The organism is Rhodococcus qingshengii JCM 15477, from assembly GCF_023221595.1.
GTDB classification, from domain to species: Bacteria; Actinomycetota; Actinomycetes; order Mycobacteriales; family Mycobacteriaceae; genus Rhodococcus_F; species Rhodococcus_F qingshengii.
In genome coordinates this window covers 1-24,291 of record NZ_CP096565.1, presented here as the reverse complement: position 1 = coordinate 24,291, position 24,291 = coordinate 1, and the positions used below count along the sequence as shown (strand labels likewise).

At 63.7% G+C, this 24,291-nt stretch carries 25 protein-coding genes; 3 read left to right on the top strand and 22 right to left on the bottom strand.

Going from position 1 to position 24,291, the window contains the following annotated elements; all coding sequences use genetic code 11:
• Positions 1-15 precede the first annotated feature (15 nt).
• The 21 genes from M0639_RS30190 to M0639_RS30090 all read right to left on the bottom strand — a co-directional run bounded on the left by M0639_RS30190 (position 16) and on the right by M0639_RS30090 (position 20,186).
• Positions 16-492 (bottom strand): hypothetical protein, encoded by a 477-nt coding sequence (locus M0639_RS30190; protein ID WP_064075292.1) that lies wholly within the window; start codon positions 490-492, stop codon positions 16-18.
• A gap of 152 nt (positions 493-644) precedes the next feature.
• Positions 645-1,457, bottom strand: a complete 813-nt coding sequence (locus M0639_RS30185) for a hypothetical protein (protein WP_064075291.1) — start codon at positions 1,455-1,457, stop codon at positions 645-647.
• Positions 1,457-2,227 carry a DUF4913 domain-containing protein gene (locus M0639_RS30180; RefSeq protein ID WP_064075290.1) on the bottom strand — a complete coding sequence of 257 codons (771 nt, stop codon included), beginning with the start codon at positions 2,225-2,227 and terminating at the stop codon, positions 1,457-1,459. The genes M0639_RS30185 and M0639_RS30180 overlap by 1 nt, the downstream gene beginning before the upstream one ends.
• A complete protein-coding gene (locus M0639_RS30175) occupies positions 2,224-4,050 on the bottom strand; it encodes a type IV secretory system conjugative DNA transfer family protein (protein WP_064075289.1) in 1,827 nt (608 codons plus the stop codon). The genes M0639_RS30180 and M0639_RS30175 overlap by 4 nt, the downstream gene beginning before the upstream one ends.
• An 86-nt stretch (positions 4,051-4,136) precedes the next feature.
• On the bottom strand, positions 4,137-4,388 hold the full coding sequence (locus M0639_RS30170) for a hypothetical protein (protein WP_019750037.1): 252 nt from the start codon (positions 4,386-4,388) through the stop codon (positions 4,137-4,139).
• On the bottom strand, positions 4,389-4,691 hold the full coding sequence (locus tag M0639_RS30165; RefSeq protein ID WP_020971508.1) for a hypothetical protein: 303 nt from the start codon (positions 4,689-4,691) through the stop codon (positions 4,389-4,391).
• Complete coding sequence (locus M0639_RS30160) at positions 4,688-6,418, bottom strand: hypothetical protein (protein ID WP_019750039.1); 1,731 nt, start codon at positions 6,416-6,418, stop codon at positions 4,688-4,690. Before M0639_RS30160 ends, M0639_RS30165 begins: the two co-directional genes overlap by 4 nt.
• A 31-nt stretch (positions 6,419-6,449) precedes the next feature.
• Positions 6,450-7,940, bottom strand: a complete 1,491-nt coding sequence (locus M0639_RS30155; RefSeq protein ID WP_019750040.1) for an SCO6880 family protein — start codon at positions 7,938-7,940, stop codon at positions 6,450-6,452.
• A gap of 55 nt (positions 7,941-7,995) precedes the next feature.
• A complete protein-coding gene (locus M0639_RS30150) occupies positions 7,996-9,558 on the bottom strand; it encodes a hypothetical protein (protein ID WP_064075288.1) in 1,563 nt (520 codons plus the stop codon).
• A complete protein-coding gene (locus tag M0639_RS30145; RefSeq protein ID WP_020971506.1) occupies positions 9,552-10,406 on the bottom strand; it encodes a DUF8175 domain-containg protein in 855 nt (284 codons plus the stop codon). Before M0639_RS30145 ends, M0639_RS30150 begins: the two co-directional genes overlap by 7 nt.
• A gap of 28 nt (positions 10,407-10,434) precedes the next feature.
• Positions 10,435-11,085, bottom strand: coding sequence for a DUF8175 domain-containg protein (locus tag M0639_RS30140; RefSeq protein WP_064075287.1), 651 nt, complete (start codon positions 11,083-11,085; stop codon positions 10,435-10,437).
• Between the two features lie 44 nt (positions 11,086-11,129).
• On the bottom strand, positions 11,130-11,396 hold the full coding sequence (locus M0639_RS30135) for a hypothetical protein (protein ID WP_064075286.1): 267 nt from the start codon (positions 11,394-11,396) through the stop codon (positions 11,130-11,132).
• A complete protein-coding gene (locus M0639_RS30130; RefSeq protein ID WP_019750045.1) occupies positions 11,393-11,716 on the bottom strand; it encodes a hypothetical protein in 324 nt (107 codons plus the stop codon). The genes M0639_RS30135 and M0639_RS30130 overlap by 4 nt, the downstream gene beginning before the upstream one ends.
• 18 nt (positions 11,717-11,734) lie before the next feature.
• Positions 11,735-12,424, bottom strand: coding sequence for a hypothetical protein (locus M0639_RS30125; RefSeq protein WP_019750046.1), 690 nt, complete (start codon positions 12,422-12,424; stop codon positions 11,735-11,737).
• A complete protein-coding gene (locus M0639_RS30120; RefSeq protein ID WP_223304546.1) occupies positions 12,421-13,008 on the bottom strand; it encodes a hypothetical protein in 588 nt (195 codons plus the stop codon). Before M0639_RS30120 ends, M0639_RS30125 begins: the two co-directional genes overlap by 4 nt.
• Positions 13,005-14,702, bottom strand: coding sequence for a peptidoglycan DD-metalloendopeptidase family protein (locus M0639_RS30115; RefSeq protein WP_082893286.1), 1,698 nt, complete (start codon positions 14,700-14,702; stop codon positions 13,005-13,007). The genes M0639_RS30120 and M0639_RS30115 overlap by 4 nt, the downstream gene beginning before the upstream one ends.
• Positions 14,703-14,795: 93 nt before the next feature.
• Entirely contained in the window at positions 14,796-16,409 is a 1,614-nt protein-coding gene (locus tag M0639_RS30110; protein ID WP_064075285.1) for a cutinase family protein, read from the bottom strand.
• A gap of 26 nt (positions 16,410-16,435) precedes the next feature.
• Positions 16,436-17,293, bottom strand: coding sequence for a hypothetical protein (locus tag M0639_RS30105; RefSeq protein WP_064075284.1), 858 nt, complete (start codon positions 17,291-17,293; stop codon positions 16,436-16,438).
• Positions 17,290-18,366, bottom strand: a complete 1,077-nt coding sequence (locus M0639_RS30100) for a DUF8176 domain-containing protein (RefSeq protein ID WP_064075283.1) — start codon at positions 18,364-18,366, stop codon at positions 17,290-17,292. Before M0639_RS30100 ends, M0639_RS30105 begins: the two co-directional genes overlap by 4 nt.
• Positions 18,367-18,449: 83 nt before the next feature.
• A complete protein-coding gene (locus M0639_RS30095) occupies positions 18,450-19,661 on the bottom strand; it encodes a hypothetical protein (protein WP_064075282.1) in 1,212 nt (403 codons plus the stop codon).
• Positions 19,662-19,745: 84 nt separating this feature from the next.
• Positions 19,746-20,186 (bottom strand): hypothetical protein, encoded by a 441-nt coding sequence (locus M0639_RS30090; RefSeq protein ID WP_064075281.1) that lies wholly within the window; start codon positions 20,184-20,186, stop codon positions 19,746-19,748.
• Positions 20,187-20,741: 555 nt separating this feature from the next.
• Here M0639_RS30090 and M0639_RS30085 point away from each other — a divergent pair.
• From M0639_RS30085 to M0639_RS30075, 3 genes are all read left to right on the top strand, one after another.
• Positions 20,742-21,242 carry a helix-turn-helix transcriptional regulator gene (locus M0639_RS30085; RefSeq protein WP_031332243.1) on the top strand — a complete coding sequence of 167 codons (501 nt, stop codon included), beginning with the start codon at positions 20,742-20,744 and terminating at the stop codon, positions 21,240-21,242.
• Between the two features lie 145 nt (positions 21,243-21,387).
• Positions 21,388-21,588 carry a hypothetical protein gene (locus M0639_RS30080; protein WP_020971495.1) on the top strand — a complete coding sequence of 67 codons (201 nt, stop codon included), beginning with the start codon at positions 21,388-21,390 and terminating at the stop codon, positions 21,586-21,588.
• A 390-nt stretch (positions 21,589-21,978) separates the two neighbouring features.
• Entirely contained in the window at positions 21,979-23,154 is a 1,176-nt protein-coding gene (locus M0639_RS30075; protein ID WP_064075280.1) for a hypothetical protein, read from the top strand.
• Positions 23,155-23,158: 4 nt separating this feature from the next.
• On the opposite strand, the gene M0639_RS30070 is transcribed toward M0639_RS30075, so the two are convergent.
• Positions 23,159-24,166, bottom strand: coding sequence for a GAF domain-containing protein (locus M0639_RS30070; RefSeq protein ID WP_019750057.1), 1,008 nt, complete (start codon positions 24,164-24,166; stop codon positions 23,159-23,161).
• Between the last annotated feature and the right edge of the window lie 125 nt (positions 24,167-24,291).

The following is a 24,291-nucleotide window of genomic DNA, read 5'->3' as shown; positions in this document are numbered from 1 at the left end:
GAAGGTGGAGGAGTTTTAGGGTTCTGTCCTCAGGTCCTCGAGATATGTCAGCGTCATCGGGGACGTGTCGAGCTCCGTCAACGCGAACTCGCCTTGCCTGGCGTCACCGAATTGCACGACGACCAGCGCACGTTCGGGAATGAAGTCGTCACCGGAAGGCGCCGGCGGGAACATCGTCTCGACCCATTCACGGTCGAACGGTTCTTCCCCGGCGACCACGAATCGCCACACGTCGCCGTGCGAGATGGTCAACAAGTCGTCGGCCCAGAGTCGAAGGACACGCTCAGCGGGCGGGTCGATCCAGCCACCGAAGCCGTACTCGGGATGTGCGAAGTCGAAACCGGAGCCTGGGGGCACTGACAAGGTGATGGCAGGTACTCGTACCGCGGTGTCACCATGCGGGTGCATGACCGCGTGATTGAACGTGCCGATCATCAAAGTCAGCCCGACCTCCTCAGTAAGGAATCGGCCGTACGTGTCCGGGGCCGCCAAGCGTGGCCACCTCGATGGCCCCGAGACAGGTTGGGGCTCCGGGGCCACTGGCGGCGGGCTCGTTTCGGATGGTGTGTCGGTCTTCTGCTGCGCTGTTCGTCGCTTGAACGGCCACATCGGTCGGTCTCCTTCGTAGATCGCGGGGTGGTCGGCTATCTGCCGGCGTGTTGGCGTTCCTGGCTGCGGCCCTTGCTCGGACGTCCTTTCCTGGCGACCGGCGGTTTACCAGTCCCGGTCTGCACCGCTCCTCGGGGATGCTTGGCCTGGTCGAGATCGGCCGTCATCCGGGCGCCGATCGTTTCCTTGTCCACTCCTCCGGCGTTCATGTCGGCGGCGAGGGCATCGCGCCGTTCGGCTGAGTCGTACTCGGCTTCTGCGGCTGCGCGATGAGCGTCTGCGTCTTCGACGATTTCAGTTTCGGCCGGCGTACCTTCGGCTTCCGTCGCCGTCTTGTCGAGCCGATCGGCTTCGGCCATCAACTCGGAGGCCTTCACGTTCTCGCGTTCGGCGAGTTCCTGTTCGGCGGCAGCGGCCCGCTTGGCTTCTTCGGCTGCTTGGAGCAGGTTCTCGATTTCTCGGGGGTCGATCCCGGGGGCGCCCGCGTCGATTCCGTACCGGGTCTGGACTTCCTTGCGGATGCGATCTGCGGCGTCGGCCGCGGGCTGCGAGTGGTCCTGCCAGCCGCGGGCCTGCTGCCAGCTGTCGGCGATCTGCGCGTGGGTAGCGTCCTCCCACCAGCGGTCCGTCATCACCGGACGTAGCTGCGCCTCGATCGCGCTGCGTTCGGCGACGAGCCGTTCGCGCAGTTCGCGGGCCGCCTGCACGCTTTTGGCTTCGGCGTCGCGGATCTGCTTCTCCCGTGCGCGACCCATCTGCTCTGCGAGACGGGACGCAGACTGCAAGCCGACCCGGAACATGCGCGTGAGTTCTTGATTGACCTCACCGATTTCGTCGTGCTCTGACATCAGTTGTTGCCTTCCTTGTGGGGTGACGCCGCTGTGGGCGCGGATTCAGGGGAGAGACGCATGTCGGGGAACATCGACGACGGTGCGGGTTCAGTCGGCAAGGGCACGATCGCGAAGTCGCCGCCGGCATGACCGCTGCGGACCGAGCACGCTTTGAACGTGCCCTCTGGATCGAATAGCTGTGCCATGTGGTGGTCGGCGTGATCGCGCCACCACACACTCATCCCGGTCGAGGGATCCAGGCGCAGACGCTCCCATGCGCGCCACAGGGCTTCCAACCGGGAGATAGCTTCGGCGTGTTTCCACCACTGCGTGCACCAGTTCCTTGACGTCCCCTCGATCACCTCACGCCGATAGACAGGGGCGATGCGTTCGCGCACGAACTCCTCTACCGATCCGAACACCAGTTCCGGTTCTGCCGGCTGCTCCGGCTCCGGCTCCGGTTCCGGATTGGCGAGTGAAATCTCGAGCTGCGCCAGCAACCGGGCCGCTGCCGCGGCTTCGAGTCGCGCGTACAGCTCCGGAGTGAGGATTTCCGCCCACTTCGCTTCGGCGATCGCGTCGGCTTCCTTCTGGATGCGTTTGAGAACTGCCTTGCCGACCATCGCCTCGAGGTTCTCGCTCAGCGGCGCTTCGACGTTCGGTTCATCTCTCCCGCTGAGGGGCGTGTACGCGGATGGGGGTGGATAGTCCGCATCATCGGGCGGCAGATAGTCAGCCTCACCCGGATCGAAATCGTCCTCCGGTGGTGGCTCGAACGGCGCGGTCACAGCGACACCGCCTCACGCGCAGCCCCGGCGTGGTCTGGCTTGAGCCATTCGGACAGCCCTACTTCTGCTTCCGCCAACGTCGCCGGGGCTGCCGGATCGTGGGCTTCGATTGACGCCCTGATCTGGTCGGCGTGCGGGCCGGCCATCCACGGCGCCGTCCGTACGATCACAGGCCGGTTGCCGGAGGAACGTACGATCGCCCGGCCACGTGGCAGTGCTTCGAGTTCGGATTCGGTGAACGTACGAACTTTGGTGCGCTGCTTGGAAGTGGATCGGCCTTGCGAGGAGGCTGTGACCGACCCGGTGATCTCCCAATGGTCACCGATCGCGGTGGACATGTCCCGAAGGAACACCCCGTCATCGACGGCGACACCACCGCCGTAGACCTTGACGTTCGCCGCCGACCACAGTTTCTTCATCCCGCGTTCGCCCCACACCTCCACACCCTGTGACCAGGACTGCAAGATGGCCATGATGATGATTCCGCGTGAACCGTAGTGGCTGTAGAGGCTAGGCAGCTTGGACCAGCGCACGACGTTGGCCACCTCGTCGAGAGGAGCGACGAGAGGAACAGGCAGACGTCCCTTCGGCGAGGTAGTCGCGATTTCTTCGGCCGCGTCGATCACGGCGACGGTCAACGCAGTCACCAGTGGGCCGGCCGAACCGTTGCCCTCGCGGGAAAGGCTGTAGAGCGTGCCTCCGGAACGAACGAATTCACGAGGATCGAAATGCGGCCGCGGATCGGTCAAACTGTCCGACGTCACCCAGGGATGAATCGTCCTGATCTTGAGCGAGCGGATCATCTTCTTGGCAGTACCGAACACACCGCCGCGTTGTTTGTCGGGCGCGTTGTACTGCCCGGCCAGGCCGTCCGCCTGCAATCCGTACCCATGTTGGCGAAGGATCTTCACCGCTTCCTGGTTCTGCACGTCCGTGACCCACGTATATGCCTGTGTGATCGGGCGGCGATCGAGTGCCGCAGCCAGGAACAGTGCCGCCAACAGATCCTTTCCTTCCGGATCGAAGAACGCGTCCGTCTTCGCTTCGAGTCCGTCGTCACCGGAGGCGAAATGATCGGCCAGATCGGCGGCCCTGACTTCGTCGGTCACCCACGTGAGCGGATTCCACCACCAGCTCGGTTCCTCATTGGCGACCCTCTGCGGATCGAACACCCAGACTTGCGAGCCCATTGCTGCTCGAACGTCGCGGGTCGCGTCGACGACATCACGCTTGTTCGACGTCGTCAGGACTGCGCCGGGAGCATCGAGAACTGCGGGGATGACGCGACTGGTCGACTTACCGGTGCGAGGACCCCAAATATCGACGTGCAGGTCCTCCCAGCTGCCGCGCAACATCGGGGCCGACCCGAACACCGGCTTGCTCGGCAGCAACAGGTACCCGAGCTGGATGCCGACAACGTCGTCGGGACGGAGCCGCACCTGCAAGGATTCGGCTTTCGCCCGGCATGCCTGTTCCGTCAACGAAGCGATGTCGCGACCGCGGCCCATGTACTTGGCTAGCTCGTCGACGCGGGTGCTGTCCCGCTTGCGCAGGATCAACAACCACATGCCCACTGCGACCAGCACGATCAACGCCAAGGCAAAGGCAATCGCCACTACGCTCGCACCGGACTCCCACACGAGATCGCCCTTGATCAGGCCAGCGACCATCGCCATCGGATTGACCGGAACATCCTGCTCGGTGCCGAACTGCATCGCGACGGAGGCGCCGACGACGCCGGCAACCGCGATCCCGGCGCACACACCGAGCACCTCGAACGCCACGTCACCTTGACTGGGATCACGCACAGAACCCTTACTCATGACTGATCTCCGTTACTGTCGACGGCGGCACTGGCGGGGGAAGTGAGTATTCGTCGAAACATGGTTTTTACTACCAACTTTCGGATCTACGTGTTGTCCGTCGGTATCTCGACGACGGTGGTCAACGTGACGGCGTAACCGGCACGTGGTCTGCCCGTCAACGATGTTCCCGTTACTTGAGCGGGGATGACGGTGTGTGAATGGCCTTGTACTGCAACGAATCGGTGTTTTGTTTCGAGGTCGGCGACCAGGTCGTGCATCTTCTGTACCGCACTCTGCAATGCGGCCGACGGCTCACCGACTTCGGTGGCGGTGCTGTAAAGAAAGATATGCGTCATTTACAGGCCTCTGTTCGCGGCGATCAGTCCACGGTTCACTTCGCGTAGTGCTTCGAGTTCGACGCGGAGGGAATGTATTTCGGAATCCGGGGCGCACGGTTGCGGTTTCACGGCGTCCGCGCCTTCCCGCTGCCGTAGCCATGCCCGCACGGTGGAGGTGTGGATCCCGGTATCGGCGGAGACACGCTCGATGGTCGCCCACAGAGACGGATACTGAGGGCGCAGCTTGTCGACCAAAATTACTGTGGCACTGCGCACCTCTGCTCCGTAGCGGTTGCCGCGGGTGCTGCGTTTGCCGCTCATGCCGCATTGTCCTTCGCTGTCTGTGCCGCGTATCCGGCGTCGGTGGCGTCGACGAACCGACTGTCGGTGTCGTGCCACTGGTATTTCAGTTCCGTGGGGGTCAGGACGGTCTCGAAACGGTGCCCCGGAATGCGTTCGGTGCCCTGTTTGAGCAGGAAAAACCCTCGGCCTGGGGGTGGTCCTGGCTTTTCGAGTTGGGCGTCGTAGCCGGCTGGGGACGACAGCGCGGAGACCCATGCCTTGTCTGCGCGGGTGAACGGAATGATGGAGTCGAGTTTGTCCATCTCGTCCGAGGTCAGGGCTCCCACGATCAACGCTCCGGCGCGTTCGATGAAGCCCTTGGCTTTCATGATGTCGAAGTCCATTTCGAGCGATTCGAGGTCCTTGACGGTGTGGGTGATCATCACCAGCGCCGTTCCGACGGTGCGGGTCAGGCGGGTGAGGGCGTCGACGCGGCTGACCATTCCGGGGCCGGCGAGGACTCGCCAGAATTCGTCGAGCACTGCCAGGAAGAGCAACCGGTCGCGAAGTCCGCAATCGGCGAGGACGTGTGCGGCTTCGATGGCGCCGAATCCGTCCTCCCAGCATGCGGCCATCACCGCAGCTTCGAGCTTGGTGTCACCGTGGCTGAGCGCTGAAATGTCCACGCACACACCGGTCGGTCGATCCTCGCCGGTGAAGTCGATCGGGGTGGTCGTCTGCTGGGAGAACACCTCACCGAGATCGCCGTCGAGCAGCGCGGACAATGTCTCGAGGAGGGATTCGACCTTGGCGAGGTACTTGTCCTTGTCGCGGGTGTACGCCTTGCGCATCAACTCTTCCGGCGGGTTCTCGATCAACGTGAGCAGATCCGAGATCAGCGGCGGGTTGTCGTATCCGAAACGGGGGTCCTTTTCGAGTAGGCGCAGCGCCGCGGTGATGATGTTGCGTTCGGCCTGTGTCAGCGCTGTTCCGCGCTCGATTTCGCACAGTGACTGCATCACTCGCTTGCGGCGTTGGTGAACCTGTTTGATCACTTTCTTCTGCAAGTCGGGGAAGTCCGCGAGCAGCGGAATCACCGACCCGAGAGCTCCGATCGCGAGCGGGTTGAGGTACCCCTCGCCGTGTCCCAGGCGCACGATCTTGCCGCGATCGCCGCAGATGATTTCGATTTCCTTGGTGAAGTCGGGTTTGGTGTCGGCGAACACGAACGGGATGTGACCTTGGGCGATGCCGCCGCTGACGAGTTTGCGGCCCACCGTGGACTTGCCGTTACTGGGGAGGGCGAGCATGAACACGCTGGGGGTGTTCTGTCGGCGTGAACGGTAGGTGGCGGTGATCGGGTCGTAGTGGAACGAGATGCCGTCGGGATCTTTCCCGAGTGGGGTTCCGACCATTGGATAGGTGCTGCCTACGACCCACGGGGAGAGCCCACATGCCTGCACGCTGGTGCCGCGGAACTCCGGCGGCTTGGGTACGACGCCCATCTTGCCGCCGCCGTGGCCGGCGAAACCGCGGTCGGTGAGTTTGGGGGCGCGGCGCCATTTCGGTTCGGTTCGGGAAGGGTCGCGTGCGAGTTCGGCGGCTTTCGCTGCTGCCTTCTCGTCTGCGATGCGTTGTTTTTCCTCTGCCTGGCGGCGTTTGCGTGCCGCTGCCATCGGATCGCGTAGGGAAGCATTCTGCTTCTTGCGTCCGGGTTCGTACGTGCCGGTCAGGTCTGCGATCCGGCGGCGCAACATCAAACTCATCGTTTTCTCCTGTCGGTGGTGGTCGGCCGGTTCAGGCCTGCAAGGTTTTCGCCGTCGTTGCGTGGTCTTGGAGATAGACCCCGACTCCGACGCCCGAGAGAAATGCCGCTGCCTGGTATCGCCATGCGGGCCGTACTTTCGTCGAGCACCCGGCGACCAGGGATTCGATCGTGTCGGCCTGAATGTCGAGCTGGGCTTCGGTACTTGCCGACGCGGTGACGATCAGCGAGACCGCTGTCGCGCCGGCACCGTTGCCGACCTCGACGCGAGTACGGTCTGCTGCCTTGACCTTGAGGTCTGCGCGGACCGATCCGATACCGCGTTGGGCATTGCGTTCACCGACTGCGTAGACGTAGCCGCTTTCGACTGCGTTCACGGCGTCGGCCGGGGACATCGGCCGGTGAATCAGTGTCACGCGCTTGCGCGGGACGTCGCCGTGACCTTCGAGAAGTGCTTTGAGAATCCGTTCGTTGCGGGCACCGGACGGGGGTGCGTTCATCACCCAGGTCCGCGAGGCCGCGCCTTCGTGGAAGTAGGTGTTTTTGGTTTCCTCGGCCGTCATCGGGCCGGCATCGAGCCAGTCGACGTACATCTCTCCGCTGCGCAGTGACGATTCCACCTCGGCTTCGACAACCGGGCGGGGATCGTATGCGCGGCGCACGACTGCGGAGATTTCGTGATCGGACATCGGGACAGCGGTCACGCGGAATGTGCCGAGGTTCGCGCAGATCGACGGAAGACGTTCTGCCAGATCGGCAATCATCGCCATCGGATCCTTGCGTTTGGCTTCCGTGTTCGCGGTGAAGGTGAGCGCCATGTGGGTGTGCAACTGGATTCCGTGACGTACGCCGGTGCCCGATTCGCGGACCACCGCTTGTGCGAGTTCAGAGGTGCCGGGTTTGCACAGTCGCGTGATTTCCGCGTCTTGCCGCGCCCCTGTCTCTGGGAGGGTTTCGATGATGGTGGCGATCGCTTCGATGTCCGGCGTCTGTCCGCTGAGGTTGATGAACTCGCCCCAGTTGGCGACGTCGAGGTCGACCTGACCCTGTTCGACACCCTTGTATCCGGGCACAGAGCAACGCAGCCTGATCGTGTACTGATGCAGTTTCGGTAGATGACTCATTCCGAATCGTCGGCCCAGTTTGTCGATTCCCCACCACATTTCGATCGGAGCGCCGATTCCCGGGACTCGGGTTCGGCCTCCGGGCGCGTTCGAGAGAGAACCAGCGCGCAGGATGTGCTGGCCGCGCCGACGTTGCTTGCTCCACCCGGTGAGTTCAGTGGCGAATTCGTACCCTGACTTACCGCCGATGCGTGCAGCGAGCGGCGCCCAGGTCAGCACCACTACGCCGAGGATCACCGCTCCTGAGATGAAGAACCCGGCGAGCAGTGCAACGATGCCGGCCACGATGCCCGAGGCGAAGACGTAGAACATTTTCTTCGACACACCGAACAGGTACGTCGAAGGGGCTTCGTGAAGACCGCCGTAGGTGTTGGGGCGGGCCGGTGCTTCGGTGCTCATAGCTGCTCCTTGAGGATGGAATCAATGAGGTCAAACGGTGCGGTGCGGTGTGCGCTCATCCGGACCGCCCACCTTGCGGCTCGTCCGGAACGTCCGCTCCCCCACTTGCTCCGGAGGCGCTGTCGCCGATCGTCGATGCGACGGCGCCCATAGCGCTGCCGATCCGGTCGGAGACTTCCTGCCCGACGGCGACGGCCGCGCCGACCGGACCAGCGGCCGCGGCCGCGCCGGAAGCTGCACCGCCGGATGCTGCTCCGGACGCTGCTCCGGACGAACCGCTCGCGGTCGCTGCTCCGGACGAACCGCTCGCGGTCGCTGCTCCGGACGGACCGCTCGATGCGGCTTCTGTGCCACCGCCCGAGGGCGCCGGTGAGCTCGATCCCGATGAGGGCGTGCTGGAGCCGGTCGGTTCCGTACTCGGGCCGCCTTGAACGCTCGACGACGAGGAGGACCCGGAATCCTGTTCAGCCGAGGAGGACATCGACTGGATCATCGAAGCGCCCATACTCGCGCCGGTCGCGGCGAGCATGCCGCCCAGCACCGCGCCGCCGTTGCCGCCGGCCATCGAACCCATCGCCGGAACGATCAGTCTCGCCAACGCCGGCATCGTCAGGCACGAGAGTGTCAGCAGGATCATTCCGGCGAAGACACCTTGTGCGTCGGTAGCACCGGCGGCCGAGAGGAAAGCGATCCCGTACACGCTGGAAGCGACGAACGGGAACAGTGCGAACACCACCGCCCAATTCCGTAGCTTGGTCCAGGCCTGCATTCCGGCGCTGCCGATTCCTGATGCGGCGGCCGCGATCGGTGCCCATCCGAGGACCAGGCGCAGCATCGCGATCTGCATCATGATGAACACCGCTTGCACGGCGGTTCCGACGATGCCCAAGATTGCGAAGACGAAAATCAAGCCCGGACCCAGGAGAGGGCCGACTTCGGCGACGGCGAGGAGTTTGTTCGCTGCTTCGTCGATGTTCTCTCCGACCATCGCTTGAACCAGCCACACACCCGCTGCTCGGGAGAGTTCGTCACCGGCGAGGATGAGCGGAACCAGAGTCCAGGACGCGAACACCGTGCGGGTCAACATCATTGCCGTTTCTTCGGCATGTTGCTGTGCCAGACGCGATTTGGCCCAGGCGAGTTTGAGTGCGGAGATCCCGACCGAGATCATGAACGCCGCTATCTGGAATATTCGCAAGAATTGGTGCACTTGCCAGACTGTGTTCTCGGTGTCACTGTTTCCGACCGCGCCGGTGACCGAGTTGGTCATCCACCACGTCAGCATGAAAGTGATGCCCTTTTTCCAACCGTCGAGGAACACTTCGGCGGCCTTGCCGACGCCCGATTTCCACATCCCGTCGGCGAACTCGCCGGCCGCGTCCTGTGGATTGGCAACAGCAGTGCCCAAGTCGCAGAACCGCTCGAGGAACCCACCGACGACCGGTACGGAGTCACCGACGTCGCGGCAACCGGCATACATGTCGTCGTCAGCCGGCGGTTGTCCGGTTTCCGAAGTGCCCGGATCATCTGCCGGGGGCTGGGCATGCCCGAGCGCGACCGGCCCGAAGACCAGCACGGCCAGGAGCAGAGCCGCGATCGCAGACAGACGCTTCACCATTGGGTCCACCCCGTCAGCGAAGTGATCGTCTGCGGCGGAAGCTGGGTGGAAGGGCGACGGATCTTCCAATCACCGTCCTGCCAGACGACCTCGAAGCGAGTGGTGAACCAGGAGCCCGGAGTCTTGTCGCGGGCCGCGACCTCCACGACTGCGAACGAGTTGTCAGCGCTCCAACCGGAAATCTTGAATGCCGCCGGGATGTACTGAGGGGGCAACTGGCTCCAGTCGATCCACTTCTTCGGCGCCCACGACGCCTTGTTCCCCCGTGTCGAGGGTTCGATCTGGTTGTCGAAGACCGCATCGAGTGATTCCTGGTCGATGACCGTCCGCATGCTGATCTGCCAGGCAGCGAGCGCAGCGCCCTGAGGGGTGCGAGCGAAACCCGTGGCCAATGGGCCATCTACTCGAGTGGGACCGTCGGAGGTCGAGAACGGCAGGATGAACGGACCGACTTGCTGCCACATCAACCCCTCCGGAGCGGGGACCGGGTCACCTTCCTTGAACGAGGGGCGATCTGCCGACGACTGCGGCAACGCCTGACCACGCGGGTTGACGGGGTTGGCGATCACGCGGCCGAACAGATCCGCCGACGGAACGCCGAATGCAGTGCCGCTGTCGGGTTTTGCTGGTGCCGTCGCGGGCGGCTGGGTGGCAGTGGGGGCGCCGGCGCCGGCGGAATCGTCGTCGCGGGTGACGGCGATGAACACGGCGACGGCCACGACCACAGCGAGAAGCGCGCAGAACACGGCAGCGGCGATCCCGGTCGTGCGGCTGGTCGCCAACCACTCGCCGGTGCGGCGAAGGCGCGATCCTTCTGTGGTCTCGCGGGGTTCGGTGCGGTTACTCACGGGTGGCTCCTGAAAAGTCGGGGGAAGATCAGTCGGCGTAGGAGAAGGCGGTGTATCCGTCGAGCGAGGCCAACGGCACTGGATCGGTGGGCGCAGCTTCGGAGGTCTCGGGCTGCGGATCAGGGAGAGTGATCTTCCAATCGCCGTTTTGCCAGATCAGCGAGGTCGGCGACGCAGACAGCGCAGCGTCCGGCATCCGTGTGGCCAGCCACACCACGGCTTGGTCTGGGCTGTAGTCCTCGATGCGGAATCCGGCGAACTGGGCTGTCTGAGCAGGATCGGCTTCGGTGGTGATGGAGGTCATCACCCGCGCCACGGCGTACGCGTCACGGCCCCGGCCAGGGGCGGTCAGCAGTTGTGCGGTCTGCGCCCAGGTCTCGTCTGGTGCGAGTGCGAGACGGCTCTGGCCCTGAATGGCGGCCATCACCACCCCTTGGGGTGTTCGGCTGTATCCGAACGGGATCTTCGCCGAAACGCTCGTCGGTCCGTCGACAGCGGAGACAGGGACAGCGACACCGCGGTAGCTCTCCCACTGCACCTGCTGCGGCGCTGCGCTGGTGTCGACCGCCGCGGTGCCGGTTCCGGGGTCCTCCTGCGACGATCCGCACGCGGTGGCCACCGACAGCGCGAGAGCTGCGGCGACGAGGGCGCCGACGAGGCGGTAACGGTGAATTGCCATGATTTCCTTCTTTTTCGCAAAGTGAGTAGTGGAATCGAGACGGGCTAGATGAGGAGCCATCCCGCCCACGTGATTGCGGAGGCGGTGACGATGGCGCCGATGGCGATCGCGATCAACCGCCGGATTCCGGGGCCGGTGACTTCGCCGTCGTCGAAGCGGTGCGCGACTTCGACACCGGCGCGCATCGCGGCGACGATCAGACCGGCTGCGACGAACCACAGGAACACCCCGAGCATCTGCCCGAGCGGGACCAGGACGTCTTCGCCGGGCATCTTGATGCCGCCGCCTGCGGCCAGTATCGAAGTACTCACTCCATGAACCAGGTGACGTACGAGGCGGCGGAGGACGTGATGATCGCGCCGACGGCGACACCGACCACCATCATCTTTTCGCCGCGTCCGGCGGTGCCGTCGGCGAACGACTGGGCGAACTTGACGCCGGCCATCATTCCCAGTCCGATCAGGAAAGCTGTTGCCGCCCACAGGCCGACGCCGAGCAGGATCTGAAACTTGTCGCCTGACGGCGGAGTGGTCATCTGAACGTCGATCACGTCCCCGCCCTGTCCAGGCGAGGGGAAGGGCGCGGGCTGCTGAGCGAGGATGTAGGTGTTGATGGTGTGGAGTGCGTTCATGAGAAGGTGCCTTTCGAGTTATGTTGCGGAAGAACTGATTTCCTTCACCCGAGCTGCTGCTGCGACTCGGATCTGGTCGTGGAGAGCGATCACCGGGGCGACGGGGTATCTCGTCGGGTCACGCGCCGCTTTCTTGTCGGTCGGCAACGTCGAGGACGGAGACCACTCGGGAAGCTCACGAGGAGGCATGACCCGCCAAGGTTCGAGCCACGGCACGTCCCAGCAGTGACCGGCCAGCGAGCGCGCCAGCGACTCGACGACGGCTAGACGGTTCCGGACCGGCTTGGACAGTGGGCGATCACTGTCGGCGACGGACACGACGCCGAGGATGTGTGTTCCTTCCGGCGTGCCACCGGCGGCGTGTTGCAGAAGCAGTGAATGAGCACGCTCTACGCCGTGCATCGTCGTGCGAAAAACGAGCACCACCAGCGGCGAGTCCGCGCCCGGTAGGTCACCGATGTATCCGGGCCAGCCGCGCTGGCAGTCCCCCGCGTATGCGAGGGAACGCGTCAGCGAGGAGACTCCGGCACCTCCGGTAGCTCCGAGAAACCAGACAAGCGGCCGGGCCGGGGTCAGAGCCTCACGTTCGATCGGGCCTTCCCAGATCGGAGCGGATTCATCGGTCCCGGGCATCACAGCCCCCGCGATGCGTGGACCGCTCGGCATCGGAGCACCGCGGCGCGGAACATCGGCATATGCGCTGGTCATCGGACCATCACCGCGCTCACGCGCCACACACCGAGCTTGGTGGCGGTCATGTACGCCGCGAACGGAACCCGATCAATCTCCCGGCCGCCGGCATCGACGGCGGTCACCGTCACTGCCACGACTCGTGAGACCTTTGCAGGCTTGTCCTCGGGGTGATTGTCGGCGGTCACCGTCGCCGTGGCCGTGGCCACCGCGTTCTGCTCACGCCAGGACTCCCATTGGCGACCGGTGATCGGTGCCAAAGCAATGAAGGACGACGCGTTGTCGGTGTAGTACCGCTCGTCGAGCAACGGTGCTGCCCGGTTCGCTGCGTCGATCTGGTTGGTGTCCGCCCCGGGGGTGTACGAGAACAGAGCTTGCGCGGCCGCGACCATCACGGCTTCCGGATCGCTTTGATCGACCGAGGAAAACGGTTCCGGCAGAGTGGGATCGGCGGGAACAGTCAATGATTGGGTGGGGCCGCCCTCATCCATCGGGTGGTCGTGGTCATTGCTGCGGCCGCATCCGACAAGTGCGAGAACAGCGAAGGTCATGGCTGCGAATGCGGTCAACCTCATCGGTCTGCGGTCAGTCCGGTTTGTCATCGTGCCTCCTGCGGTTGCGGTTGTGATGCGCCGAAGCGGCGGACGTGCATTTGTTCTCCCGACATCCCTGACAGCGGAGCGATGGTGACGGTCTGGCCTTCGGTCGGAGCGTGAAGCAACATTTCTTCGCCGTTCTCGAGGCCGTAGTAGATGCCGACGTGGTGCGTGTTCGAGGCGGGGCCGAAGAAGATCAGGTCGCCGGGTTGTTTCTGGTCGATGGGGACTTCTGCGCCGCGTGAGTCGTAGAGCTGTCCGGGATCTGCGGTCGATCCGGTGAAGTGCGGCAGGCTGATTCGTCCGCCGGATGCCTGGTAGACCGCGTACAGCGTCAGACCTGAGCAGTCGAATCCGCCGCCGGTGGGGCCGTTCGTGTCGCCACCGCCCCAGACGTACGGGGTACCGATCCAGCGCGAGGCAGCCAGGATGATGGCTCGTCCGAACTCGCTGGCCGGACCCTCGCCGCCGCCGCTACCGGGTGCGGGCTGCTGATCGTTGCAGGCATCGCTGCCGCCGTCGGCGACGGCGATGGCTCCACCAGCTGCGATGGATGCGAGTTCGGCTTCGGACATGTTCGCCCCGGCGCCCTTGAACTTGGCCGCCAACGTGGTGGCGATCGGCTCGTCGTCGGCGTACGCGTCCGGGTACAGCGATCCCTGAACGTTCTGTGCTGCGACGGTAATCGGTAGCGATTCCCACCCGCTCTGCTTGGCCAGCGCTTCGTAGAATTTGCGTGATGCAGTGGCAGAGTTCATCAGTTCTTCGAGCGTTCCCCACCACGGGTACTGCTGCTGAAACTGATTGACGGAGCCGTGATCTCGTCCGACAGCATCGTGTGGGAAGTCCAGGGATCGGCCCACGTCCTTCTGATCGGCTTCGAGGCGAGGATCGGTGCCGTCGTTGGCGTACATGCGAAAGCCGGATTCCTGGCTTGCGGTTGCGAGCGCGACGATGACGCCGCGATCTGGAATGCCCATGACTTCACCGACCGCGACGATCTGCTTCGCGATCGCCAACTGTCGGCCGTCCAAACCTCCGAACCCGGAACCTTCATCACCCGCATCGCCCGAGCCCGGGGAAGTCGGTGCGGGCGCAGCGGGAGCCTCGCCGGGTTCGGCGGCCTTGTCGATCCACGGTTGCGGATCCACCGCGGTACCGGCGCCGTCGGGTAGACGACCGCCGTCCCACACCTCGAAATGAAGGTGCGGCCCGGTCGAGCCGCCGGCATTGCCGATCGCCCCGATCTGCTGACCGCCGCGGACCTGCTCTCCGGCGCGGACCATCACACCGTCGTCGAACATGTGCCCGTAAACCGAGCTGTATACGTGGCCCTCGATTTCGTGATCGACGATGATCCAGTTCCCGAAGCCGTCAGCGGGACCGGCTTCACGAACGCGGCCGTCGATGAACGCGTAGATCGGGGTACCGACAGGACCCGCACGGTCGAGTCCCTTGTGTTCGGTGCCCCATCGCGGACCGAACGGAGAGGTGTCCGTTGTTTCGGACGACTTGGTGGGCTTGACCAGCGAACCAGCAGCGGCAACCTGCCCGCCCCCGTTTTCGACGGGAGCGCACTCTTCGTCCTCGGAAACGAGAACGACCACCACGGCCATGATCATCAGAAGGAACGCGACGGCTGCGGCACCGACAACGACGATGGCACCGCCGACGCCTCCGCTGCTGCTGTCATCTGACACGAGATGGTCCCTTCGGTTGGAGTGGGACGTCAGTGCGTCCCGGGGTTTGCTGGGCGGCGGCGCAGCAGAGGAGTTCCGTGCGCCGCCGACCGATCACTGCGCGGGCGGTGCGGCGGCAGGCGCCTGAGTGGGAGTCGGGATCTGGGCAGGCGCGAACGCGCCGCCCGGCCCGACGATTTCAGGAGAAACCGCCGAGGTCGTGGCGAACACCGAGCTGGTCAGCGGCGTCGACGACGAGGGGGCCGCAGAGGGCGTCCCGCTCGGACGAGTCGTCGGCGAGGCTGTTTTCGTGGTGCTCGCCCCGGCCGACGTGGATCCGGACGAGAGTTCTTTCGCGAGGGTGGAGAACCACTCGACGGTGAACTTCGCCGGGGTCTGCCCCTGTCCTCCCACGGGAATCGAGTCGTAGGTGCCGTGGTTGCGGGCCGTGTCCCAGTACTTGACCTGCGTTGCCATCTTCAGCAGGTCCTTGTTGTCGGAAATGCCGCGCTGGACTTCGTTGTAGATGTACTTCTGGATCTGGGTGCCGGTGGACGGCGGGAACAAACTCATTGCCGCGTCCCCGACTTTCGCTGCCAAGATGCCCAGTGCAGCAGGGGGATTGGCCATGCCGACGGTGGCGAGGGTGCCGATCGTGTCCAGTGTGAGGACTTTCTTCGCGACCGCGATGCCCGCTTGCAATCCCATGACACCGGTTTTGATGACTGCCCGGATGACATCGGCGTCCGCGTCCGGAGTGGCGGAGCGCGGATCGGAATTCGTGGACAGGCGCCCGAGGATGGTCTTTCCGGACGACTGCACGGTGAACCGGCCGTTGGAGAAGTTGATGTCGTCGTTGACGACGTCGGCGGCGGTACGAATTGTCGCCCCACCCAATGCGCCCGCGAGGTCGACCAGAGTTTTCTGCGGATCCTGCTGCTCGAGGTGCAGCTGCCCAGCGATATTGGTGACCGTGCGGGCCAGCGTCGCATCTTGTGGTGTCGCGCATGCGAGGTCGCCGTCGGTGCAGAACGAAGCGACACGGCCGGCAACAGAGCCGTACCCGGACGAGGCGGCGTAGTTCGGGGCTATGCCGCCGCCGTCAGCAGGGGTCGGGGTGGTCACCGTCAGATCCGACAAGGCAGAGGTGGCAACGCCCTTGGGCGGTGTCGGTGAACTCTGCCCGGACGAGCCGCCGGGGAAGGTGCTGGCACCTTGCGGGCGATTCGGGGACGAGAACAATGCACCGGCGGCGAGCTTGTCCGCTGTGATCGGGCCTTTGCCGCTGCCGATATTGCGGATGACGGTGTCCGCTATCTGCGCGCCTTGCGAATATCCGGTCACCGCGATCATCGACGAGGGGCACCTATCGGCGTAATCGGAGATCGCTTGGCTGGTCTTGTCGACCCCCTCGGTCATCGACTGCTCGTACGTCGCTCCCCGCCAACCGAAGTCGGCGGCGTACGGGACGAGCATCCGTGAGACCTCACCGGCAGCGGACTGGAGCAAGGGCACCATCACCGACATGCCGAGGAAGCCGCTGTCGATGGTGGGGTCGGCATCCGGAGCGGACTGGTTGGTCCCCTGAACACCGAAGACTCCCAAAGCGGTGCAGGGCATCGGTGCGGAGTCGCCTGAGGTGGGTGCGGCGTTCGCCAGACTGGTTCCTGCCAGTGCGAGGACGACCGTGGCCGTCACCGCTGTGGTGATCCCTCTCGCATATCTCATGCGGATTTCCCTTCGGATGTGTTTGTTCACTGCGTCGGCGCGGCTGCACCGAGGTTTCGTACGTCGGCGGCGAGAGCGGTGAAGTCCTGCTCGACACCGCTGCCCATCGCCGAGGTCACGATCGGTCCTCCTGCGGCCAACGACCGGTCGTGACCGATCAGGCGCACCGCTCCGATCCGGCCCGCCATATGGGCACTGAGGTGATCGGCCACCGGCGTCGAACCGGGACGGACCTCGACGACGGCCACGACGACCGATGCCAACGTGTGTGCGCCGAGGGTGCTCTCGATCCATTCCAGGACGGAGGGAAGACGGTTCACGGAGTCGCCGCGGCTGGACACCACCAGGACGATCACGACCGACGCATCGGCCAGCAGCGGAGCGAGATGCTGTGCACGCAAAGGGTTTCCGGCGTCGTAGATCGGAAAATGACCGGACGCGGTCAGGAGTGAGTGAACGGACGCGAGCGCCGCAGCGTCGCCGCTCAGCTCCCCAAGCGTGCGGCGACCCCACAGCACCCCGTGCTCGGAGACCCATTGGCCGGGGTTCAGCTCGCGCCCGCAGCCACGCTCGGACAGGTCACCACCGGCGGGGGTCGTATCCACGGCGGCAGCAGTGACGAGTTCGGTGTGCAATGCACTCGCCAGGCCGACCGCTGTCGTGGTGGCTCCGACTCCACCGGCAACCCCGGCGATCAGCACAGCAGAAGGCGGTGCCAGCGGAATCAGTGCATCTTCTGGCTCGGGTACCTCATCGACCGGGCCTTCTGCCTCGGACCCGGGCACAAGCGGCGGTGCGGTGTCGTCCACCGTTGCCGACGGCTTCTCGTCGGATTCGTTGTCTTCTGTCGGCTCGCCCTCGAGCCAGTCCCCCGCCCACGTCACGGCGTGCCTACGCTCTCGTTGATGGCCGCGATCAGCGTCTTTCCGTCACGCACGGTCGTGCTGATGGTTTGCGCGTATCGCACGATCGCACCGTCCGCGGCTTTTTGGACCATCTCTACGGCGAAGACACCCGGCTGACCGGACGGGCGGATCAGAACGCAATGCTCGGTGCCGACCGGGACGCCGTCATCGATGCCGGCTTGCAAGGTCGACAGTTGGGTGGCCGCAGCTTCCGGAGTGGCGAAGCCTCGCGCTTTGTCCGCATTGCGATCGACGTAGAAGGCGTACTGAAATCCGAGGATCGCATCAGGGCCAGATCCGGTACCGCCAGGGCCATTCCCGCTGATGACGTCACCCTTGACGCTGCTCGGGCACCAGGACGAGGCGGCCTGCGCCCCGGCGACAGACGTCCCCGCCGCTGGCGGGGCCGTAGTGGTTCCAGGTACTTCGAGGGAGGCTGGAGCGTCCGGTTCGTCGGAACCGGAGGCCAGCGCGATTGCGGTACCGCCGACGAGGACAGCCAGCACGGCCGCAGCGGCTCCCCCGACAGCGGCTTTCGTGCGGCGGCTCCGGCCACGCGCCCGGTCGGATCCAGGGAGAGGTTCGGGGATACCGATCCGCTCCCCCTCATCCGGGGTGGGCGGTGTCGGTTCCGGATCGGTGGCCGGCAGCTCCCATTCCGATGCCCAATCCGGTTGTGTATTCAGATCACTGACAGCGAGGGTGACGACCGGGAGCGTGCGGACAACACCCACGGACTCAGAGACGACCGGATCGGTCGCCGGTCCGGTCTCGTCCTCATCTGCGAGTTCGAATGTGGGAGTGAGGTGTTGGGCGGGTCGGCTCACCGCAGCGACAACGGTCTCGTCTGCCGAGGGAGCGTTGCCGGTGGAAACCGGTTCGCTCTCAACAGTTTCGGCATGGTCGAGTAGGGAGTCGGGTTCTGATTCCTCATCGGGGTTTTCGGACTCGGGCTCGGAATGTACGTCGGTGTCTGGGGTTTGCTCTCCCGTGTCCACTTCGTCGGCGAACTCGGTCGGGTCCAACGGTGGAAACCAGTTCTGACCTGACATGTCGATATTTCCTCTCGTGCAAAGAAAAAGAACTTCGACTAACACCGCCGGGGCCGAAGCCCCGACCCCGGCGGCGGTAGTGATTACGCGGGGGTCGCTCCAGCGGCAGCAGCGCCGAGGGCTTGGCCGATCAGATCGGCGGTAGGTCCGAAGGCGTAATTCGCTTCGACGGCCGCGTTGTCGAGTGCGGCGATGACCTGATCGCCACCGGGCTGAGCGAGGACGGTTTCACGTGCAGTAGTGAGCTGCGCGTTGACGTTCTCGGTGATCTGCGGAACGGACGCCACAGCGTCGGTGACGACCTGCGCGACCGGCGGGGCCTGCGCCGCCAGCGCGTCACTGGTCTGCGAGGTGATCGCAGGTGCGTCCGGCTCAGGAAGGTTCGGCACGTCGATGTGGCGAGGCTCGGCATCGGTGTCACCGGCCCCGATTGCTCCCGCCGTCAATCCGCCCACCACAGCGCCGCCCACGGCACTGGGAATCCCGAGAATCAAGCCACCTGCACCGGCACCGATAGCCGTGCCGACGACGCCTGTCGTCGCTTCCGGCAGTGGCGGCGGGAGCGGAACCAGGCCGCCCATACCGGCCCCGATCAAACCGCCCACTGTGCCGCCGCCCAATGCGCCCACTGTGAACCCTGCGGTTCCGGCAGCCAAGGCACCTGCTGCGGCTCCGCCGAAGGTTGCAGCCGAGACACGTTGCGAACGATCCACGTCGACGCCGACGCTGGACCAGAATGTCGCGAACTGTGAAACACCGACAGATGCAGTGTTATTGGTGCGTTCGAGATACTCGTCGGACATCCAATTGGGCTTCGGCCCGACGTAATCACCCAGCTGCAACATCTGGGGCGGTGCTTCGATCGGAGCGATGATCTCGACTTCGGTCGGGAGATGGAGTGTCCCCACGTCGATCGGGTCGCCGTAATACGTCGGCGCTACATAGTTCCCGCTGCTATCGCCTGCATTGTTCGGGGACGACTGCTGTGTCGACGGCGAAGGCTTCCACTGAATGTTGTCGTACTCAGCCGGAGGCGGAGTCCAGTACGAACGATCGGACGTCGGCGCAGGAACCTCAGGGGCAGTAGTAATGCCCGGCTGCTCCGACGCAGGCGGAGGCGTCGTAATGCCCGGCTGCGACGGAGCGGTGATGCCCGGCTGGGTCGGCGCTGCGATCGCAACTCCGGCATTGACGAAGGCGGCTCCGACCATCGCCGCCAACGTCACGGCTGCGACCGCACCCGTCGACGGTGACCGATGGCGCCCACCGGACCGTGGTTTCTTGAACTGCTTCATGACATCCCTTCAATCGTGTTGTTTTGCAAACACTTAGGTGGATTCGTGGATGAGCCGGCCGCGAGAGTTGTGATCTCGGGGCCATTAATCCCGGTAGGACGTACCGGGAAGCTGATGCGCGGCAGAGATCACGCCGTCGGCCGCGAAGCGTGTGAAGAATCTGGTTGTGGTCGGGAGTTGGGTGTGTCCGAGTGGGCACCGGTGGAAGAAGCCGGGAATCGGAACGCTCACACAAACGCTGCCCGGACTGCGCCCCATGCAGTGGACGACGTTGGCGAATAGAGGAACGCAGCGTGCACGAAAAGGCGCACCCACCCGGTCCTCGGGCGGGAGGAGCGGGGTGGGTGCTTCACGGACCGTGTTGCCGAGCACCACGAAGGGCGAGACACGACGGACCGGGATCCGGGTGGCATGGCCGCATGCAGGGTTCACAGTGCGCCCGAGTTCGTGGTCAGCGAATCCGAGTTTGAGAGTGTCCTGTTCTACCCAGCTGGAATAGGTATTTTGCGCAGAGTTGTTCCCCACGACTGCCTCCGGCTAGTTGCGTTTTCAACTTCACCGCATAGGCTCGAAGGCCTGCGGTCTGGTCGCCTTGGTGCGTGCAGCACCGCAGACATGAAAAAACCCCAGGTGCGTGAGGGGACGCCAATCACCAACGCACCTGGGGCTTTCGAGACAGCACGACGCTCGGCAGAAGCCGAAGTCCTTGTGTTCGTGCTTGAAGTAGAACGGTCACTGAGAGTGACCTGGGATGTTGCATCGCGCACTGCGAGAAACCAGTTCATCCAAATCGCCTGCCCGTACTCAGAAGGCACACGCAGATAGACGTGTGCAAATTCTTCTGCGCTACAAGCGATACCGACGTCGACAAGTACCGAGGAATCCCAGGCTGGGCACGCCGTTGCAGGGTAGACCGCGTGGTTTGTGTTCGGCAACTCATTCAATCGCCTCACGGCCCCCCTTTTCCGCCTATAGGTCCCTTGACCTCGACTCTTTCTTGGCAACCTTTTATGCCAAACCAATATAACACCCTATTATTCTAAACACTAGTGCGAGTTGGCGGGGTAAAGGAGCGACACAATGACTCACGGGGATGGTTCTCGAGAGCTTGGAGTAGGCGTGTCGCGGAGTGCTGTTCGAGGCTTTAGTGCTGCCAGGTTGCGGCGCTATCGACTGGCGCGCAAGGCGAATATTGCAGACCTGGCTGACGCCGCTGGTGTCTCCGAGCAGACCGTCTCTGCATGGGAAACGGGTCGTGCGGCACCAACACCCGAGCTGCTAGCCAAGGTTGCGGCCGAATTGCGGCTTACCGTTGCAGACCTTGTGCCGATTCCGAATGACCAGCTTGGCCTCAGTGATCTGCGCGCCCAAGCTGGCATGACTCAAGGGCGAGCTGCCGAAGCTCTCGGAATTTCGGCGACGCTTCTCGGACGAATCGAAAAAGGGCGCAAAGAGTACGACGAGGCTAGGGCTGCGCAGCTTGCGGAGCTGTATAAGGTCACGCCCGAGCTGGTCGCTGAGGTCTGGCAGCGCGATCGTGACAGCCGTCAAGCGCGTGCGACACGCTTCCGCGATTCTTAAAAAATCTCCCCATAATTCCACCCAAACATCGAAGTTCGGTTCTTCTTCGGCGTGTCACCGTGACGATTGTGTGATCTTGGCACAGGATGAACGGGAACCTGGCACTGCATCGCTAGGAGCAAGGTCGGGCCGAAGGGAGAAGAGCATGCCCACACCAAGCAAGGGTGATCGAACCCGGGTTGTGAGTCGCGTTCCAGATCCGGTGTACGCAGAGCTGGAAAAGCGGCGGAAGGCGGCCGGAGTCAGCTCCGTCAGCCAGTACGTCGCAGATCTGCTGGCGGCCACCACTGGCCATAAGAATCTTGTCGTCGAACTCGACCAGGAGGTTTTGCAGCTCACCGCGTAACGAACGTCGCGTAGACGGCAAACCCGGGCGGGGGATGCCGTGACAACCACACATCGTTAGCTGTAGCGCACCGACTGCAACAAAAAACCCCCGAACCGGGCGGGGTCGAGGGTTTTTCGAAGTTGGTGAGATTCGAGTTAGACGCTCGTTTCTCAGCGGTACTGCTATATCCCCGAAGGGACTGTCTTGGCGGACAGGTCTCAGGCTACATCGTGGCCTGATGAAGTTTCAATGATTCCTGCGCGTGTCGCTGTTCACGAACACGCACCTACATCCGTACTGCGCCCGTACTGCGGTAGCAGCCCCATGCGGCGTCGGTACGGCACAGCTCGTACGCCTCGCGCTGTATCTGGCCATGTGCACGGGCACCAATGCCATTCCCTGACCCCGATGTTCGTCAACGCGCTCGGTGGCCCAGAGGCAGCTTGCCGAAGGTACTGCCAGGTCACGCTCGAATTGGAGCCCGGCGCATACAGCGGTATCGCGTCATGGCGTGGAGCCCAGCACTGGGTCGAGATCGTCGTCCGCTGCGCCTATACCGCGGAGTACAACCGCATCCGCCCCGAGCTCGTCAAGACGTCGAAGACAGGCAGTGTCGCCGGCGGAGGGATCAGTCTTAAATCGTTGTTGGCGGTCGCGAAAGTCATGGCCGGTGCTGCTGATTTCGATTCCGGCCGCAGCTCGCGTCTATCCATTGCCACACTCGTCGAGCGAACAGGGCTCGGAGAGCGGACCGTTCAGCGAGCCCGTCAAGCGCTCAAACTACTTCGGGTAGCCACGGAGGTATTGCGTGGCCGACTACGCCGCAAAGGCGAACGTATGGCGTCGTGGAGATTTGATGACAAGTCGCGTGGCTGGGCATCGGTGTGGGCGTTGCACCCGCGTAAGCCTGTGGATAAAACCCGCATGTCAGTCGCAGGATCTATACAGATGGCACCCCACCCCCGTAGGGGTCAGTTTTCTATCCCTACCTCTCGTAGAGAGGTACTTAATACAAAACGATCTGTGGATAAACGAGCCGCTTCGCGGCGCAAGGAATCCAGGTCCGAGGTCGAGAAGGCTGACGGCATCCGGAAAGGCCTGTTGCTCGCATCCAAGTGGCTCGGTAATCCGAGAACGCCTACGTGGGCACGTCAACATACCCCCCGAGGTTGGGCGCCTGCACTGGCCGAATCAGCGGCGCACGGCTGGACCGCTGACGATCTCAACTCCACCATCGACGCGTGGGCCGAGGCACGGAAGATGACACCGGACCCAAAGCATCCGATTGCGTTTATCCGGTGGCTCATGAAGGAGCAGGATCTGGCCTTCTCACCGCATGTTCTCGCTCAAATTGCCGCTGAGCAGGCAAAAGCTGGACGTGAACGACAGTCCTCGCAGTTCGAGGCCGAACGTGCGCGTTACGCATTGGCCGCGACTGAGGACTCCCCCGGCCGCCGGGCAGCGATGGCAGCTGTTCCGGATGCTGCGGCAGTCCGCCGCCGCAGACAGATTGCTGAGCGGAGGACTGCCGCTGACGCGCGCGCAGAACTGTGCGCGCGTCAGCGCGGCATCGACAACTGGTGAAAAGCTACGAATCCGCAGCAGCGCGGACCATGACCAGGCCGGCGGTGGTGTGCTGGTCGAGCATCATCAATGTCGCTCGCACATCACAGGCTTTCCACTTCCCGTCGAGCTGTCTGAACCGGACGGTGCCTTGCGTTTTGCCCCGCGCCAAACCCGCAGACATCTCTAGCGCCACAGGCAAGTCCTCGGGATGCATACCAGGTTTAACCTGGTCATCCACTGATTCCCACGCCAAGTCTGGCATCGGATCGCCTACCCATCGAATGAGTTGCAGCGTCTTGAGATTGACGATCGCTCGGTACTCCCCCTCCTCCGTCGCAGCCTCGAGGACCCGGTATTCAAGAACCACAGGGGGCGGAGCCGCCGCAACGTCGATCGCGGGGCCGATGTCTTGCGTTATTCCTCGCAAAATGACCTCTGACCTGCTGGTCGCAGGATCGATTTCTTCAAGCATTCGGCACGAAAAGTGGGCGGCACGCAGCTCGTCGTCATCTCGCCTCACTGTCCACACCGCTTGGTGAATGGTTCCGGGAGCCGAGTGGATGATCTTCGACAAAGCCTCGCCCTCATCGCGATTGGTCACGAGACGGGTGAAGGCGCCGGCCATTGCTTTCTCGGTATGTCGCTCATCCTCCGGAACGCCGTACAAGTCGAGCAGATCGTTGCTTCCGCTGGCTTTGCTCGCCGTCAGGTTGAACAACCAAGCTCCGGCCGGGTCCCTGTCGGGAACGACTTCGTCTGGTCCGCCAGTCCATAGGTACATGCCATGCAGACGTCCTGAGAACGTCACCAAAGGCTCCACAACGACACGCCGGCGGCCATCAGCAGTTACCCTGTCTACGCGGTCAGGCGACGCCATGACCTCGGCAATCACGCTGTAAACCTCGTCGAGGGAATCTTTGCTTTTGAAGAATTTGTCCAACGGTGTGAACTTTCGAGGAGTGCTCCCCAGACCGATGATCGACGGTGTAGCGCCACCGATCGACTCAATCAACAACCACTTTGTTGCCACTGCGTAGTTCCTCTCCCCGCGGATGCGAACAGAGGAACACTACCCGACAAAACAGACTTAATGTTACTGTCCGTTACAGGTATTTAGTCCTTCAGTGGACGGCGCTGACCTGGGCATCCGCCAAA

Coding starts and splice junctions, on each gene's coding strand:
- M0639_RS30170 (WP_019750037.1), bottom strand. CDS start 4,388: ATGACGCATATCTTTCTTTACAGCACCGCCACCGAAGTCGGTGAGCCG.
- M0639_RS30160 (WP_019750039.1), bottom strand. CDS start 6,418: ATGAGTTTGATGTTGCGCCGCCGGATCGCAGACCTGACCGGCACGTAC.
- M0639_RS30155 (WP_019750040.1), bottom strand. CDS start 7,940: ATGAGCACCGAAGCACCGGCCCGCCCCAACACCTACGGCGGTCTTCAC.
- M0639_RS30080 (WP_020971495.1), top strand. CDS start 21,388: ATGCCCACACCAAGCAAGGGTGATCGAACCCGGGTTGTGAGTCGCGTT.
- M0639_RS30125 (WP_019750046.1), bottom strand. CDS start 12,424: ATGACCAGCGCATATGCCGATGTTCCGCGCCGCGGTGCTCCGATGCCG.
- M0639_RS30130 (WP_019750045.1), bottom strand. CDS start 11,716: ATGAACGCACTCCACACCATCAACACCTACATCCTCGCTCAGCAGCCC.
- M0639_RS30110 (WP_064075285.1), bottom strand. CDS start 16,409: ATGAGATATGCGAGAGGGATCACCACAGCGGTGACGGCCACGGTCGTC.
- M0639_RS30095 (WP_064075282.1), bottom strand. CDS start 19,661: ATGAAGCAGTTCAAGAAACCACGGTCCGGTGGGCGCCATCGGTCACCG.
- M0639_RS30120 (WP_223304546.1), bottom strand. CDS start 13,008: ATGACAAACCGGACTGACCGCAGACCGATGAGGTTGACCGCATTCGCA.
- M0639_RS30175 (WP_064075289.1), bottom strand. CDS start 4,050: ATGAGTAAGGGTTCTGTGCGTGATCCCAGTCAAGGTGACGTGGCGTTC.
- M0639_RS30075 (WP_064075280.1), top strand. CDS start 21,979: ATGTTCGTCAACGCGCTCGGTGGCCCAGAGGCAGCTTGCCGAAGGTAC.
- M0639_RS30185 (WP_064075291.1), bottom strand. CDS start 1,457: ATGTCAGAGCACGACGAAATCGGTGAGGTCAATCAAGAACTCACGCGC.
- M0639_RS30085 (WP_031332243.1), top strand. CDS start 20,742: ATGACTCACGGGGATGGTTCTCGAGAGCTTGGAGTAGGCGTGTCGCGG.
- M0639_RS30165 (WP_020971508.1), bottom strand. CDS start 4,691: ATGAGCGGCAAACGCAGCACCCGCGGCAACCGCTACGGAGCAGAGGTG.
- M0639_RS30150 (WP_064075288.1), bottom strand. CDS start 9,558: ATGGTGAAGCGTCTGTCTGCGATCGCGGCTCTGCTCCTGGCCGTGCTG.
- M0639_RS30100 (WP_064075283.1), bottom strand. CDS start 18,366: ATGTCAGGTCAGAACTGGTTTCCACCGTTGGACCCGACCGAGTTCGCC.
- M0639_RS30140 (WP_064075287.1), bottom strand. CDS start 11,085: ATGGCAATTCACCGTTACCGCCTCGTCGGCGCCCTCGTCGCCGCAGCT.